The organism is Acinetobacter sp. COS3 (assembly GCF_000475335.1).
Taxonomy (GTDB): domain Bacteria; phylum Pseudomonadota; class Gammaproteobacteria; order Pseudomonadales; family Moraxellaceae; genus Acinetobacter; species Acinetobacter venetianus.
In genome coordinates, this window is the sequence record NZ_AXCD01000026.1 from 35,532 (window position 1) to 49,262 (window position 13,731).

A 13,731-nucleotide genomic window follows, 5' to 3' on the forward strand; every position below is an offset into this window, starting at 1 on the left:
ATAAAATCTAATCTGGTCGATAAAAAAACCTCCATTCAATGAATGGAGGTTTTTTTATAACTCGATGAAATCGACTGCGAATTAGAATAATTTCACAGGAATATCGAGCCAGATACGCCATTCATTCGTATCGCCGATGTAACCAGATTGGTATTCATCGCTTGCACGGTAATAAGAGTGACGTAAACGTAAGCTTGCATCTTTAGCAAAACCAGATTGAACTGTGTACTTCACTTGGTTGAAGAATTCACGCTCAGTTGCATTGTCTGCTGTACGTACACGACCAATTACATCGCCACCAGCATTTTTAACTGCTGCGTTTGTGTCGATATCCCAGCCGTAGACAAATGCTGTTGTCCAGCTTAAGCCTGGTACGCCGAAGCTACCAAAATCAAGGCTGTATTGAAGCTGAGCTGATTTTTCATCGTTACCGATAAAGTCAGAAAGGTATGAGTTTGGCATGTAAATCGTTTGGTGACCGTCACCTACGCCTTTACCAAGACCATAGTCGTAACCAGCATTACCACTGTTTTGTTGGTATGCAACCATCACTGTATGTGGGCCAGTATTATATGTTGTAGAGATTGCCCAAATAGAGTTTTGGAATTTATCGTCTACAGAACCGATATACGAATATAAGCTATCATTTGCTTTACGATCCCAATCAGTATGGTAACCACTGAAATCATAAGTTAATGAGCTGTTGTTCGCTAAAGCTTGTTTATAGTTTACGTTTGCGTAATGACGCTCTAAACGATCTTTGATATCAGTACCATAATAAGAGGTATTAATCTGATCATTTACTTTGTATTTCGCACCCCAAACAACAGCGCTATCTAATTCGTTACCGTCAGATTTAATTTGGTCAGAATATTGATTCTTCGTAAATTTACCAGCAGTAAGTTCTAGACCATCGATTTCGCGGCTGTTCACAAGAACACCTTCGAAATATTCAGGAACTAAACGTGCAGTGTTACTTGCAAGTACAGGAAGATCTAAGATCTGAGTACCGTAAGTTGCAGTTGTGTTAGAAACGCGTGCTTTAACAAAACCACCACCACGAGCCCAATGGTCATAAGCTGAACCATCTGGGTGTTTAGGGATCATACCGTTACCAGCATTATTGTTTGAGCCTAACTTGAAAGAAGCATCGCCAATAATACCAGCACCAAAGCCGACAAAACCTTGAGTAAAACCTGATTCAAGTTTTACCATCGCCGTCTGAGCATATGAGCTAGTGTCTTCGACACCATTTTTCTTGTCACGACTTAAATAACCAGTACGGAATAAAATATTCCCTTTGGCATCTTCAACAAATCCTTTTGCTTCGCTTTGTTCGCTTGCATATGTTGAGGAGATCAATGCGGCATTAATCAAAACCGCCAATGTAAGTTTTTTTGCCTTTGGCATAGGTAGCCTCATAAATAAAAAAATAAATTTCGATCAAAACCGAAATTTTGACCAATTGTATAAGTTATACATAAAAAAGATAGATTTTTATTAAAAAATTTTAATTATTTTTAAATAAAATACATATATGATTTTATGATTTATTTCTTGTTTAAAAAGCAAGCTAATTAAAATTAAGATATTGAATATTATCTATATTTAACATTATGTTGAATGTAATTTATGCTGGTTGTTTTTTGATTTATTTCTACAAAAATACGTGATTTGTTCAAGTTTTTCTTCTTTATATTTAAGTATTTATTTTTTCTTTGATTGAAAATTATTCTGCTGATTTGCAAAAAATGACATCCCGATGAATGGCAAATTGTTGAGGATGAAAAATAAACAGTTTGTTCAGTTTTGTTTAAGTTTTTTAATATGCACTTTTTTTGATCACTTTGGTCTTAATCGCTAGAACAGTTGTATTTTAAATACTCTGAGTGAAGCTAAATTTTTATTTTGCATTGTTTTTGTGCAAAAAATGGTCTGTTTTTTTGTGGTGCGTCGAAATTGATCAAAAATAATCATGATATTGAGTTAAGGGAGCATTAAAAGCGCACTGCTTCTATAAGTTTGGCACTTTTATAGCACAAGACTTAGATTTGATCAGGGTTTTTAAAAGTTGGCACAGCATTTGCTAATTACAAACGTGATGCAATTTAAAACATAAATCAGTCGAATATCCATCATGGGGGAGATCAATATGATGAAATTTGCATGTAAAGCAATCGCGATGAGTATCATTGCTGTAACTTCATCTTTTGCTATGGCTGAAGAAACAACAACATTATCTCAGTACGGACTTAGCTTTTCAGGAAATGCTGCATTAACCACAGATTATCGCTATCGTGGTATGACTCAAACTCAAAGTGATCCAGCAGTACAAGGTGGTTTTGCATTATCTCATTCTTCTGGTTTATATGCTGGTGTATGGGGTTCAAATGTAAACTTTGGTTCAGCTGACCCGCACTTAGAATTAGATCCATATATTGGTTATACAACTGAATTGCCTTTTGCTGGCAAGCCAACTTTAGATGTTGGTTTATGGTACTACGGCTATCCAAGTGCGTCAGATTTCAACTGGCTTGAGCTATACGCTAAATTAGGTTTCAGTGATGTTATTGCTTCTGGCGATAGCTTATTAGCAAGTGTTAATTATACAAATGATTTCTTTGGTTTGGATGAAGATGCTTGGTATTTAAACGCAACGTATTCAGTACCTTTTGCTGACACAGGTTTTGGTGGTGTCGCAAGTATTGGTTATACAACAGCGGATAACTATGACTTCAGTGATAATGGCAGTAAAGATGACAACTACGTTGATTGGAAAGTTGGCGTAACTTATAGCTTCAAATCTATTCCTGATTTCTCAGCTGAACTTGCTGCTGTAGGTACAAATATTGATGCTGATATGCAACCTTACAAACGCGGTGTAGAAACGGGTGCAGTATTTACATTAAATAAAACATTCTAATTATTTAGAAAACTGAAAAGCCAGCTGAAATGCTGGCTTTTTTGTGCGGTGCATAATTAAAAAAATATTAGTTTCATTTTCTTTATAACTATCTTGGAATGTCTTGATTGCAGGCGTGAATATTTCATTTTCTGCCATAATATTTAAGGTCGTGACTTTATGCGCTAAAAAGAGCAGGTTCGCCCTAGTTTGGTTGCATGTATAAAAACCGCATCATGATAAAAGACTGGAGAATAGCTATTTAGTCTCTTTGTTTTATTCAAGTTTCTGTTAAATATAAGATATTATTTATTTTTAATCTTTTTTTAATGTTGGCACAGCAATTGCTAATTACATATTGATGCAATTTTAAACAGAAATCTGTTGAATATCTAAATCTAGGGGGAGATCAATATGATGAAATTTGCAGTCAAGGCATTAGCTTTAAGTGTTGCAACATTAACATCAACTTTAACAATGGCTGAAGAGAGTAAGCTACCATTTCCGGGAACAGTTTCTGGAAATATCAGTGTGATATCGAGCTATAACTTGCGTGGTATTACTAACTCTCCAGAAAATAGCGGTGCAGCTGTACAAGGTGGATTGGATTATAGCCACAAGGGTTTTTATGCAGGTTATTGGTTTTCAACACTAGATTATTCTTATGCTTGTCTAAATCCTGACTGTAAAGATGTCGATGCGAGAGATTCTTTTGAAAGTGATTTTTATGCTGGCTATAAGGGCAATATTACCGAAGATCTAGGCTATCAAGTGGGTGGGACGATTTATTATTACTATCCAGGATGGGAGTCTACAGGTTACGAAACCATTGTTGGTCTAAGTTATAAAGACTTTGGTGTGACGGCACAAACTTTATTAAACAACGTTACTTTTGGTAATAAAGGAGATACTTATTTCCTCGCGACGTATGCGCCTGCATTGCCTGCTGGTTTTACGGGTAAAGCACAACTGGGTGCCTATTATTATGGCGATGATGATGAGTTTACTGCAAAAACAGAGCATAGTTTTGCTTTCCGTCATGCGACATTAGGTCTATCTCATGCTTTAGGTGATACAGGTGCTAACTGGAGTCTCGATTATATTTTAGGAGGCTATGATCGTTCTGATATCAAACAAAAAAATAAAGTGGTTTTAGGATTAGCTTACGCTTTTTAATAATAACAATAATGAAAAGCGACCAATATGGTCGCTTTTTTTATGCCTGATGACCTCGGTAGGACAATGCTTCTGTTAAATGTGAGCTAGAAATCATTTCACTCTCAGATAAATCAGCAATGGTTCGTGCGACACGTAAAACCCGATGATAAGCACGAGCTGAGAGATTCAGACGTTGTTGAGCCATTGCCATGATTTTTGTTGAGCTGTCATCAAGTAGCGCATATTGCTCTAATAAGTTCGGTGATAACGCTTGATTTAAACACTGCTGTCTTTGCAGTTGTTGTTGATAGGCTTTAATCACACGTTGTCGCACTGTTTCAGAGTTTTCAGTTACTGCTCGATCTTGTAATTCAGTGGCTTGCAAAGGTGGAACATCAATATGTAAATCAATTCGATCCAGCAAAGGGCCAGAAATCCGATTTTGATAACGCTGAATACTTTCTGGTGAGCATTGACAGCGACTATCTTGGTTGAATGCGTAACCACAAGGGCAAGGGTTCATTGCAGCAATGAACTGGAAATTTGCAGGAAAAGTCATTTGTCTTGCTGCGCGTGAAATCACAATTTCTTTGGACTCTAAAGGCTGACGCAGCACTTCCAGCACTTTTCGATCAAACTCAGGTAACTCATCTAGAAATAAGACACCTAAATGTGCAAGGGTAATTTCACCCGGTTTTGGCTGTGAACCGCCACCCACCAATGCGATGGCTGATGCTGTGTGGTGCGGGGCGCGAAATGGACGTTGTCCAAAGGTATGTTGGGCATTTGCAACCGAATAGATACTTGCGACTTCTAAATTTTCATGGGCAGCTAAGGGTGGCAAAATTGAGGGTAATCTTGATGCGAGTAAGGTTTTCCCTGTACCTGGAGGCCCTTTAAATAATAGTGAATGTCCTCCCGCAGCTGCAATTTCAAGCGCTCGACGAGGACGCAATTGTCCTTTTACATCGGCAAGATCGAGTTGATAGCCAGCAGAAGTGGTTTCTGTTCTTTGTGGTGCGGCTTCTATCTTAGAGTTGCCCAAAAAATGTGCACAAACATTTTGCAGATGTTGTGCCGCATAAACCTCAAAGTTTGGTAACTGATTGGCTTCTTCTACATTTGATATTGGTAGTAATAGGCGATGTTGAGCTTGTTGGCATGCCATGGCAATTGTTACAGTACCTGACACTGGTCTTAAGTGCCCATCTAGTGCAAGTTCACCAATAAATTCAAATCCTTCAGTGCAGTTTTCAGGTAGTTGACCTGAGGCAACGAGGATGCCAAGTGCGATAGGTAAATCGAGTCGAGAGCCATCTTTGGGTAAGTCTGCAGGTGCTAAATTGATTGTTAAGCGCTTGGTTGGAAACTGAAAACCACTATTAATAATAGCTGAGCGGACTCGATCTTTACTTTCTCTGACTGCGGCTTCTGGAAGTCCGACAATTGTTAGAGATGGAAGCCCTGAGCTAATATGGACTTCAACCTCGATTTGAGGCGCATTCAGCCCCAATAATCCCCGCGTATAGATTTTTGCAAAAGACATTTTATTATTGTTCCATCATGGTGCTTTATTTTTAGTCACTTTAGGGTTTAATTTGCACTGTGTTGGTGCTTATTTTTTGTTCTGCACCATTTCTTCAAGTGACTTCATTTGTTGTTGTAATTCATTTAAGCGTTGATTGGCTGAATTAAGGGCAGTTCTTTGACGTTCTAGCTCTTGCTTTGATACGAGATCAAATTTTTCGATGCTTTCATTTAAAAGGGCACGTAGGTTTTTTTCTAAATCTTTTTTTGGTTGATCAACTTGCTGCAAAATTGCTTGTAAAAGAGTTTCAATCATAAAGAGCTCAATAGGTTATGTATATTTGCTGCTCAGTGTATCACTGCTTGTATTAATCCTCTAGCGCTGTTGAATCAAGCGCGATAGATAACTTAGAAATATCGCTAAACTTTGGCAAATGAAACTTATTTTCGATTGTATGTCTACATCTTAAAGCCTAAATAGGTTATAAAGAAAGCTTATGCCAAGTATTTAAAAATCCCCAACCTTTAAATATTGGCATGAAAATTGAACATAAAACCTTACTGGTGAAAATAAGCCGAAGGAAAACAAACATGAAGCTTGTAACTGCAATTGTAAAACCATTCAAATTAGATGATGTGCGTGAAGCACTCTCTGATATTGGTGTTCAAGGGATTACCGTAACTGAAGTCAAAGGTTTCGGACGTCAAAAAGGTCATACTGAACTGTATCGTGGTGCAGAGTATGTTGTTGATTTCTTACCGAAAGTAAAAATTGAAATTGCAATTAGCGATGAAATGGTTGATGCAGTCATTGAATCGATTACTCGTGTCGCAAGCACAGGCAAAATTGGTGATGGGAAAATCTTTGTCACGAATTTAGAGCAGGTTATCCGTATTCGTACTGGTGAAACTGGGCCAGATGCTGTCTAAATTGGCATAAAGTTTGCTGAGTTAGAAATTAAGAGAAATAGCTCACAAAATAAGGTTGGGGGACACGAATGAAAAAAATGCTTATGGCGCTCAGTCTATCTGGCGCACTCTTAGGTGGTTCAGCTGTTGTTTGGGCAGAAGATGCTGCATCAACTCCAGTCACTGAACAAACTGTAGCAGTTGCTGATACTGGCGCTGCAACTACAGAAGTCGTTGCAGTAGAAGCACCAGCTCCTGAAGAAGCTGCTCCAGCGGCTGAGGCGACAGTAGACACAGGCGACACAGCTTGGATTCTCGTTTCAACAGCACTCGTTCTGTTGATGACTATTCCTGGTTTGGCTCTCTTCTACGGTGGTATGGTTCGTAAGAAAAACGTTCTAAGCACTATGATGTTCAGCCTTTCTGCGGCAATTTTAGTTAGTTTAATTTGGGTAATCGTAGGTTATTCACTCGCATTCTCTGGTTCAGGCGCATATGTTGGCGACCTTGCCAAGGCAATGTTGAATGGGGTCGCATTTGATGCCTTGAGTGGAACGATTCCTGAAAGCTTATTTGTTATTTTCCAAATGACATTTGCGATCATCACTGTAGCGATTATCAGTGGTTCAATTGCAGATCGTATGAAGTATTCAGCGTTCATGGTTTTCATCGCAGTATGGGTGATATTGGTATACGCACCAATTACTCACTGGGTATGGGCAGCTGATGGTTGGTTATTCCAAGCAGGTGCATTAGATTTCGCTGGTGGTACAGTTGTACATATCAACGCGGGTGTTGCTGGTTTAGTTGCAGCATACATGTTGGGTAAACGTACTGGTTTAGGCCGTGAATCAATGGCGCCACACAATCTTACTCTTACTGTTATCGGTGCAAGCTTGATCTGGGTAGGTTGGTTCGGCTTTAACGGTGGTAGTGCGTTAGGTGCTGGTGCTCGTGCAAGTATGGCGATTTTAGTAACACAAGTTGCTGCTGCCGCTGCTGCATTCTCTTGGTTAATCGTAGAACGTGTAATTCGTGGTAAAGCATCTGTTTTAGGTGGTGCTTCTGGTGCGGTTGCTGGTTTGGTTGTGATTACACCTGCTGCTGGTTTTGTCGGTGTAGGCGGTGCTTTAATCATGGGCTTAATCGGTGGTGTAGTTTGCTTCTGGGGTATTACAGCATTGAAACGCTTCCTTAAAGCAGATGACGCTTTGGACGCATTCGGTTTACATGCTGTTGGTGGTATCGTTGGTGCGGTTCTTACAGGTGTGTTCTACAGCGATGAAATCATCAAAGCTGCTGAAGTTGCACTTGCTCCAACATTTGCTGGTCAATTATGGGTTCAAGTTGAAGGTGTATTGGCGACAATCGTATATAGCGGTGTTGTAACCTTCATTATCCTTAAAGTGATTGATTTAGTGATGGGTATCCGTGTAAGCGCTGATGATGAACGTATGGGTCTTGACCTTAGCCAACATGGCGAACGTATCGAATAATCGATTATAGATCATCTAAAAAAACAGCCCTCATGGGCTGTTTTTTTATGCATGGGGTGAGCTAGTTCAGCATTTGCATAAACTTTGCTACACTTAAGCAAAGTGAGTAAATAATCGCAAAATTATGCATTGTCCTTTTTGTAACGCTGCTGATAGTAAAGTCATTGACTCTCGTCTGGCTGCCGAAGGGTGCCAGATTCGTCGTCGCCGTGAATGTACAGTTTGTGGTGAACGTTTCACGACCTTTGAAAGTTATGAAATGGTAATGCCTCGTGTGATCAAATCCGATGGTAAAAACGAACCATTTGATGAGGCAAAGCTACGTCGATCATTGATGCACGCATTACAAAAACGTCCAGTTACACAAGAGCAGATTGAAACAGTACTCAGTGATATCCAGTCACAAATTCGACGTTTGGGTGAGCGAGATGTGAAATCCAGAACGATCGGTGAAATCGTCATGCAAGCTTTATTTGCACTGGATCACGTTGCTTATGTCCGATTTGCTTCTGTCTATCAAGATTTCCAAGATGTCGAAGCATTCCGTCATCAAATTGAACAAATGCAACAACGCGAAAACGAAGCTTAAGTTAGAGAACCCATGTCTGAGTTAAATCAAGATTCCTTGTCTCAAGATCAGTATTGGATGCAACGAGCAATACAACTCGCTCGACTTGGACAATATTCGACAAAACCTAATCCAAATGTTGGCTGTGTCATTGTTAAAGATGGTCAACTGATTGGTGAAGGTTTTCATCCTCAAGCAGGGCAACCACATGCTGAGGTGTTTGCATTACGCCAAGCAGGTGAGAATGCTAAAGATGCGACAGCCTATGTAACGTTAGAACCATGTGCGCATTATGGAAGAACACCGCCATGTGCTGAAGCTTTAGTCAAAGCACAAGTCAAAAAAGTTGTGGTTGCATGTGCTGATCCAAATCCTTTAGTGGCTGGTAAAGGTGTAAAAATCCTACAGGATGCTGGTATAGCGGTTGAAACGGGCATTTGTGAAGACATTGCAAAAACATTGAATTTTGGTTTTTTGAAGGCAATGGCGACGGGTCTGCCCTATGTGCGTTTGAAGATTGCTTCAAGCCTCGATGGTAGGACGGCAATGGCGTCAGGTGAATCAAAGTGGATTACGGGGACAGCTGCTCGTCAGGATGTTCAGCATTGGCGTGCGATCTCTGGTGCTGTGATTACAGGTATTCAAACGGTTCTCGCTGATGACTGTGAACTGAATGTGCGATCTTTAGAAAATATTGACCTTGAACGTGTCGTTCAGCCTAAGCGGATTATCTTAGATCGTCAGGGGCAACTACCGCTTTCTGCAAAAATTTTACAGAATCCTGCAACTGTTATGGTGATGACACCATTTCGCCAAGAACTAGATGAATTAGGCGTGATACAATTAACGCCGCAACCTTTAAATCAGTTATTACAAACCTTATCTCAACAATATCAAATTTATGATGTGTTGGTTGAGGCAGGTGCAACATTGTCGACAGCCTTTTTACAGCAAGGTTTAGTTGATGAAATGATAAGTTATGTTGCGCCGACTTTGCTTGGTCAAACAGCACGCGCCATGTTTAATGCTGAGTTTAGCCAAATGGCTGAGCAGCTTCGCTTTGAGTTAATCGATGTAACCCAACTTGGGCAAGATATTCGCCTAAGATTGCTCCCTATCCAAGAGATGATATGAATCCAGAACCATCGGTTTATCACAAACGTCGTCATGCGGCACGCACGACAGACGAGTATCTTTTTCATCAGTTAGTTCCTTATCTTGGTAATAAGCGTCGTCTGCTACATTTGATTCTTGAAGCACTTGAAATCACTGGAACACTGAATAGTAAGAAAAAGAACCCACCGATTTTTGCGGATTTCTTTGCAGGAAGTGGCGTGGTATCTCGTTTGGCCCGTCAAAATGGTTATCGTGTGATTGCCAATGATTGGGAGCCTTATAGCCATGCATTGAATCATGCCATTTTAGCTTCAGTGGATGCGCCAGCGTTTAAAGAATTAGGTGGTTATCAAAAAGCGATTGACTATTTAAATCGTTTACCTGAAGTTAAAGGTTGGGTCACACATAATTTATGTCCTAGAAATGACGATGTATATGATCCTGCGCGCGATCGCTTGTTCTTCAAACGTCGTAATGGCATGCGTATTGATGCGATTCGTCAGCAAATCGCAACGTGGCAAGCTCAAGGTGCAATTAACGATGTTGAAATGAGTGCGTTACTAGCACCATTACTTTATTCGGCAAGTTTTGTTAGTAATACCAGTGGCGTATTTAAAAGTTTTCACCAAGGCTGGGGCGGGCGTACACAAACTGCTTTAGAGCGCATCGAGTCTTTATTGTGGTTAACGCCAAGTCGTTTCTGTGAAATGGGCGATATGAAGCGTCCTGCCGCAGAAGTGTGGTGTGTAGATGCACAGCATTTAGCAAATCAAATGAGTAGTTTTGAGGTTGATGTTGCTTATCTTGATCCGCCGTATAATCAACATGCCTATAGTAGTAATTACCATGTATTGAATGCCTTAACGCTATGGGATCAGGTGGATTTACCTCCTCCAGATACCAAAGGCTTTAAGAGTGGTATTGATCGTGCGTGGCGTAAAGAACGTCCAAGCCCATATAATTCATCAAAGCATGCTAAAGATGCTTATGAGAAATTATTAAATACGATTAACGCACGCTATATATTGACCAGTTATTCGACTGATGGAAACATTGAGCCGAAGGATTTGCTGACAGCCAATTTGAAGCGTGGCAAAGTCACGTTATTGACCCAAGATGTCCCTCGTTATCGCGTGAGTAAGCAACGTCAATCTGAGCGTGCACGTGTATTGGAATTTATCGTGATTACGGATACGCATGCGAAGTCAGGCCCACCGTTAAGACAATTACTGGGGCAGCTTTATCACTTTGCTGAATTAGGCGGAGTTGATACGTCTGGTAATAGTACTCAGCTTGCACTTTGGTAGTTTGAAAAACACCACTTCGAGCAATCAAAGTGGTGTTTTCGTATCAACTATTTCTAGCAAATCGGTTAATTAGATTAACTAAATCGGTTTATGAGATAAATATCTGTTTTTATAATAAAAATCTCTCATTTTTCGCGTAAAATTCGTGTGGAAAATATTTTGGTATTTTCTTTTAATTCTCGCTTCTATTTTAAATTTTAATTTAAAAACAGTAGTTTGTAATAACCTTGATGTTTTGGTTTAAAGAGAATCATATCTTATTTTTTTATAGAGAATAATTTTACTAATCGTTCAAAAAATTACCAAATGATATTGACCATAATAGAGAATAAATATAATTTGCCGTCCTTAATTTAGGGTCTTGCCTATTTGCAGCGATGACCAAGAGAGGTTGTTATGAGTCGCTCGGAACCCACCTTATTGGGGCAATGTGTAGCAGAGTTTTTCGCTACCGCAGTTTTTCTATCATTTGGTATTGGTGTGGTTGCTGCACTTAAACTTGCAGGGGCAAGTTTGGGGTTGTGGGAAATTAGCTTAGTGTGGGGCCTTGCTGTTGCATTGGCTGTCTACCTCTCGGCAGGTGTTTCTGGTGCGCATCTGAACCCAGCTGTGACGATTGCATTGGCTTTATTTGCAGGTTTTGATAAACGCAAAGTACCTTTCTATATCATTTCCCAAGTGGCTGGCGCTGCTTTAGGTGCTCTTCTGGTTTATAGCTTATATAGCAGTCTATTTATCGATTATGAGCAAAGTCATAATATGGTTCGTGGCAGTGTTGAAAGTCTAGAGTTGGCAGGAATTTTTTCAACCTATCCTCATCATTTGCTTTCTATTGGGCAAGCGTTCATGGTTGAAATGTTTATTACCATGTTGCTGCTTTGGTTGATTATGGCGATTGGCGATGATGGTAATGGTTTGCCGTGTGGTCCGTTAGCTCCGCTGTTAGTGGGTCTGTTGGTGGCGGTTATTGGTGCATCATTTGGTCCATTGACAGGCTTTGCAATGAATCCTGCGCGTGACTTTGGCCCGAAAATAGTGGCTTATTTTTCAGGCTGGGGTCCTATTGCTTTTACGGGTGGACGGGATATTCCTTATTTTATCGTTCCGATTATTGCTCCGATTGTTGGTGCTTGCTTGGGTGTTTTGGGATATAAATTATTTTTTAGTCATTTCTTGGTTAACCATCAAGTCGAAACTAAATCAAATGCTGAAAAGCAAATTTCAGAAATGCAGTCTTGATAAGCTGGTTTTAATGAAATCTATAAGGGCGATCAAAGGATTGCCCTTTTTTTGTAGAGGGAGATTTGAGCGAAGAGTGGCTTGTTATCTCTAGTCCTTTGTTTTAAGGTATTTGATTCACGCTAGCACGTACTTGAATAAAGGTAGGTTATAAGTCTCATGTTTACAGGTATTATTGAAAGTTTAGGTAAGGTTGAGAGCCTGCAAAGTGTGGGCGGTGATGTACGCTTGCGTATTCAAACTGATTTAGACATGTCTGATGTGCATTTGGGTGATTCAATTGCAACCAATGGGATCTGCTTGACTGTAATTGAATGGGGTGCAAACTGGTATGCAGCAGATGTTTCTCGTGAAAGTTTGAATCGAACCACTTTAGGTCAGTGGAAAGTGGGCCAAGCTGTGAATGTGGAAAAGGCAATGTTGCCAACCACGCGTTTTGGCGGACATATTGTCAGTGGTCATGTTGATGGTTTGGGTGAAATTACTTTGGTTCGTGAAGATGCACGTTCATTATATTTTGAAGTGACAGCACCTGTTGAGTTAGCTAAATATTTAGCAGAAAAAGGCTCAGTGACTGTGGATGGTATTAGCCTGACGATTAATCATTTACGTGGCAATATTTTGAGTTTAAATCTGATTCCACATACAGCAGAACGTACCAATATCGGCACTTGGCAAGTGGGTACGAAAGTGAATTTAGAAGTTGATGTGCTAGCTCGTTATATTGAGCGCTTATTGTTAGGTGATAAAGCAGCAGAGCAGAAATCAGAATCCAATATCAGCATGGCTTTCTTAGCTGAAAATGGTTTTTTAAAATAATAGACCTGAATAAAAAGCCCAGTTCAAACTGGGCTTTTTATTACTTTTCATCTGAGAATTCATTGTTCTTTAGAATATATTCGATTTCATCTTGAGCTAGAGCATGCAACTTGGCGCGGAAAACAGTGACGGCCTGTTCAATGAGGCTTTCTGCTTCCAGTTCCAAGCGTACACGTACACTTTCTAACTCAGATAAAATCTGTTGATCGTCAATAACCAAACGTTGCGGTTGCGCAAAGTCGATACTCGGTTGCTCAGGGTTTGGTTGATAACGTTCAGTTTGTTGAGCAATTTCTTGATCAATATGATTGCGTAAAGCCACTAAGTTTTCAGTTTGTTGCTCAAATTGCTTTGCTTCATCGGCATGGAGCTGGGCAGCATACGCTGCTTCAGCGGCACGTTTCTCTTCTAAGGCTTTCTCAAGTGCAAGTTGCTTGCGAATGCGCGCTTGTTCAATTAATTCTGCTTTGAGATCAGCATAGGCTTGTTCAATACGCTGTTGCGAAATGTGTTGAGCCTTTTCCTCATCAAATTTCCACGTTTGAATTGATGTTTGTGGTTGCAGCAGGTCACAGATGCGCGCTAGATCTTCCTGATAGGTTTGACGAACAGCTTCAGGGGTATTGAGCCAACGTTTCTTAAAGTCCTGACCTACATTTAATGCCACACGATACTCCTCAAATGATCTGA

The 13,731-nt window shown here is 40.0% G+C and carries 13 protein-coding genes; 9 read left to right on the forward strand and 4 right to left on the reverse strand.

All coding sequences use genetic code 11. The features are described 5' to 3' along the window. Positions 1-81 precede the first annotated feature (81 nt). On the reverse strand, positions 82-1,410 hold the full coding sequence (locus IO68_RS27280) for an OprD family outer membrane porin (RefSeq protein WP_004876308.1): 1,329 nt from the start codon (positions 1,408-1,410) through the stop codon (positions 82-84). Positions 1,411-2,152: 742 nt separating this feature from the next. On the opposite strand from IO68_RS27280, the gene IO68_RS27285 reads away from it, so the two are divergent. Both IO68_RS27285 and IO68_RS27290 read left to right on the forward strand, forming a co-directional pair. Next, complete coding sequence (locus IO68_RS27285) at positions 2,153-2,923, forward strand: TorF family putative porin (RefSeq protein ID WP_023013629.1); 771 nt, start codon at positions 2,153-2,155, stop codon at positions 2,921-2,923. Positions 2,924-3,316: 393 nt separating this feature from the next. Further along, a complete protein-coding gene (locus IO68_RS27290) occupies positions 3,317-4,078 on the forward strand; it encodes a TorF family putative porin (protein WP_023013631.1) in 762 nt (253 codons plus the stop codon). Between the two features lie 40 nt (positions 4,079-4,118). On the opposite strand, the gene IO68_RS27295 is transcribed toward IO68_RS27290, so the two are convergent. Next, a complete protein-coding gene (locus IO68_RS27295; RefSeq protein WP_023013632.1) occupies positions 4,119-5,606 on the reverse strand; it encodes a YifB family Mg chelatase-like AAA ATPase in 1,488 nt (495 codons plus the stop codon). A gap of 69 nt (positions 5,607-5,675) precedes the next feature. Further along, positions 5,676-5,903 carry an accessory factor UbiK family protein gene (locus tag IO68_RS27300; protein WP_023013633.1) on the reverse strand — a complete coding sequence of 76 codons (228 nt, stop codon included), beginning with the start codon at positions 5,901-5,903 and terminating at the stop codon, positions 5,676-5,678. A 275-nt stretch (positions 5,904-6,178) separates the two neighbouring features. Between IO68_RS27300 and glnK the strand changes: the two genes are divergently transcribed. From glnK to IO68_RS27335, 7 genes are all read left to right on the forward strand, one after another. Next, entirely contained in the window at positions 6,179-6,517 is a 339-nt protein-coding gene (glnK, locus tag IO68_RS27305; protein ID WP_000780326.1) for a P-II family nitrogen regulator, read from the forward strand. Positions 6,518-6,585: 68 nt separating this feature from the next. Continuing rightward, positions 6,586-7,992 (forward strand): ammonium transporter, encoded by a 1,407-nt coding sequence (locus IO68_RS27310; RefSeq protein ID WP_004876320.1) that lies wholly within the window; start codon positions 6,586-6,588, stop codon positions 7,990-7,992. A 124-nt stretch (positions 7,993-8,116) separates the two neighbouring features. Further along, positions 8,117-8,581 (forward strand): transcriptional regulator NrdR, encoded by a 465-nt coding sequence (gene nrdR, locus IO68_RS27315; RefSeq protein WP_004876323.1) that lies wholly within the window; start codon positions 8,117-8,119, stop codon positions 8,579-8,581. A 12-nt stretch (positions 8,582-8,593) separates the two neighbouring features. Beyond that, on the forward strand, positions 8,594-9,694 hold the full coding sequence (ribD, locus tag IO68_RS27320; RefSeq protein ID WP_023013634.1) for a bifunctional diaminohydroxyphosphoribosylaminopyrimidine deaminase/5-amino-6-(5-phosphoribosylamino)uracil reductase RibD: 1,101 nt from the start codon (positions 8,594-8,596) through the stop codon (positions 9,692-9,694). Next, positions 9,691-10,983: a DNA adenine methylase gene (locus IO68_RS27325; RefSeq protein WP_023013635.1), complete on the forward strand. Its 1,293-nt coding sequence runs from the start codon at positions 9,691-9,693 to the stop codon at positions 10,981-10,983. Before ribD ends, IO68_RS27325 begins: the two co-directional genes overlap by 4 nt. 396 nt (positions 10,984-11,379) lie before the next feature. Beyond that, positions 11,380-12,222 carry an MIP/aquaporin family protein gene (locus tag IO68_RS27330; RefSeq protein ID WP_023013636.1) on the forward strand — a complete coding sequence of 281 codons (843 nt, stop codon included), beginning with the start codon at positions 11,380-11,382 and terminating at the stop codon, positions 12,220-12,222. A 159-nt stretch (positions 12,223-12,381) separates the two neighbouring features. After that, positions 12,382-13,041 carry a riboflavin synthase gene (locus IO68_RS27335; RefSeq protein ID WP_007479787.1) on the forward strand — a complete coding sequence of 220 codons (660 nt, stop codon included), beginning with the start codon at positions 12,382-12,384 and terminating at the stop codon, positions 13,039-13,041. A 40-nt stretch (positions 13,042-13,081) separates the two neighbouring features. On the opposite strand, the gene IO68_RS27340 is transcribed toward IO68_RS27335, so the two are convergent. After that, positions 13,082-13,708 carry a hypothetical protein gene (locus IO68_RS27340; protein WP_023013637.1) on the reverse strand — a complete coding sequence of 209 codons (627 nt, stop codon included), beginning with the start codon at positions 13,706-13,708 and terminating at the stop codon, positions 13,082-13,084. Positions 13,709-13,731: the final 23 nt, after the last annotated feature.

Excerpts from the sequence above, each read along its gene's own strand:
- IO68_RS27280 (WP_004876308.1), bottom strand. The coding sequence starts at position 1,410 with ATGCCAAAGGCAAAAAAACTTACATTGGCGGTTTTGATTAATGCCGCA.
- IO68_RS27285 (WP_023013629.1), top strand. The coding sequence starts at position 2,153 with ATGATGAAATTTGCATGTAAAGCAATCGCGATGAGTATCATTGCTGTA.
- IO68_RS27290 (WP_023013631.1), top strand. The coding sequence starts at position 3,317 with ATGATGAAATTTGCAGTCAAGGCATTAGCTTTAAGTGTTGCAACATTA.
- IO68_RS27295 (WP_023013632.1), bottom strand. The coding sequence starts at position 5,606 with ATGTCTTTTGCAAAAATCTATACGCGGGGATTATTGGGGCTGAATGCG.
- IO68_RS27300 (WP_023013633.1), bottom strand. The coding sequence starts at position 5,903 with ATGATTGAAACTCTTTTACAAGCAATTTTGCAGCAAGTTGATCAACCA.
- glnK (WP_000780326.1), top strand. The coding sequence starts at position 6,179 with ATGAAGCTTGTAACTGCAATTGTAAAACCATTCAAATTAGATGATGTG.
- IO68_RS27310 (WP_004876320.1), top strand. The coding sequence starts at position 6,586 with ATGAAAAAAATGCTTATGGCGCTCAGTCTATCTGGCGCACTCTTAGGT.
- nrdR (WP_004876323.1), top strand. The coding sequence starts at position 8,117 with ATGCATTGTCCTTTTTGTAACGCTGCTGATAGTAAAGTCATTGACTCT.
- ribD (WP_023013634.1), top strand. The coding sequence starts at position 8,594 with ATGTCTGAGTTAAATCAAGATTCCTTGTCTCAAGATCAGTATTGGATG.
- IO68_RS27325 (WP_023013635.1), top strand. The coding sequence starts at position 9,691 with ATGAATCCAGAACCATCGGTTTATCACAAACGTCGTCATGCGGCACGC.
- IO68_RS27330 (WP_023013636.1), top strand. The coding sequence starts at position 11,380 with ATGAGTCGCTCGGAACCCACCTTATTGGGGCAATGTGTAGCAGAGTTT.
- IO68_RS27335 (WP_007479787.1), top strand. The coding sequence starts at position 12,382 with ATGTTTACAGGTATTATTGAAAGTTTAGGTAAGGTTGAGAGCCTGCAA.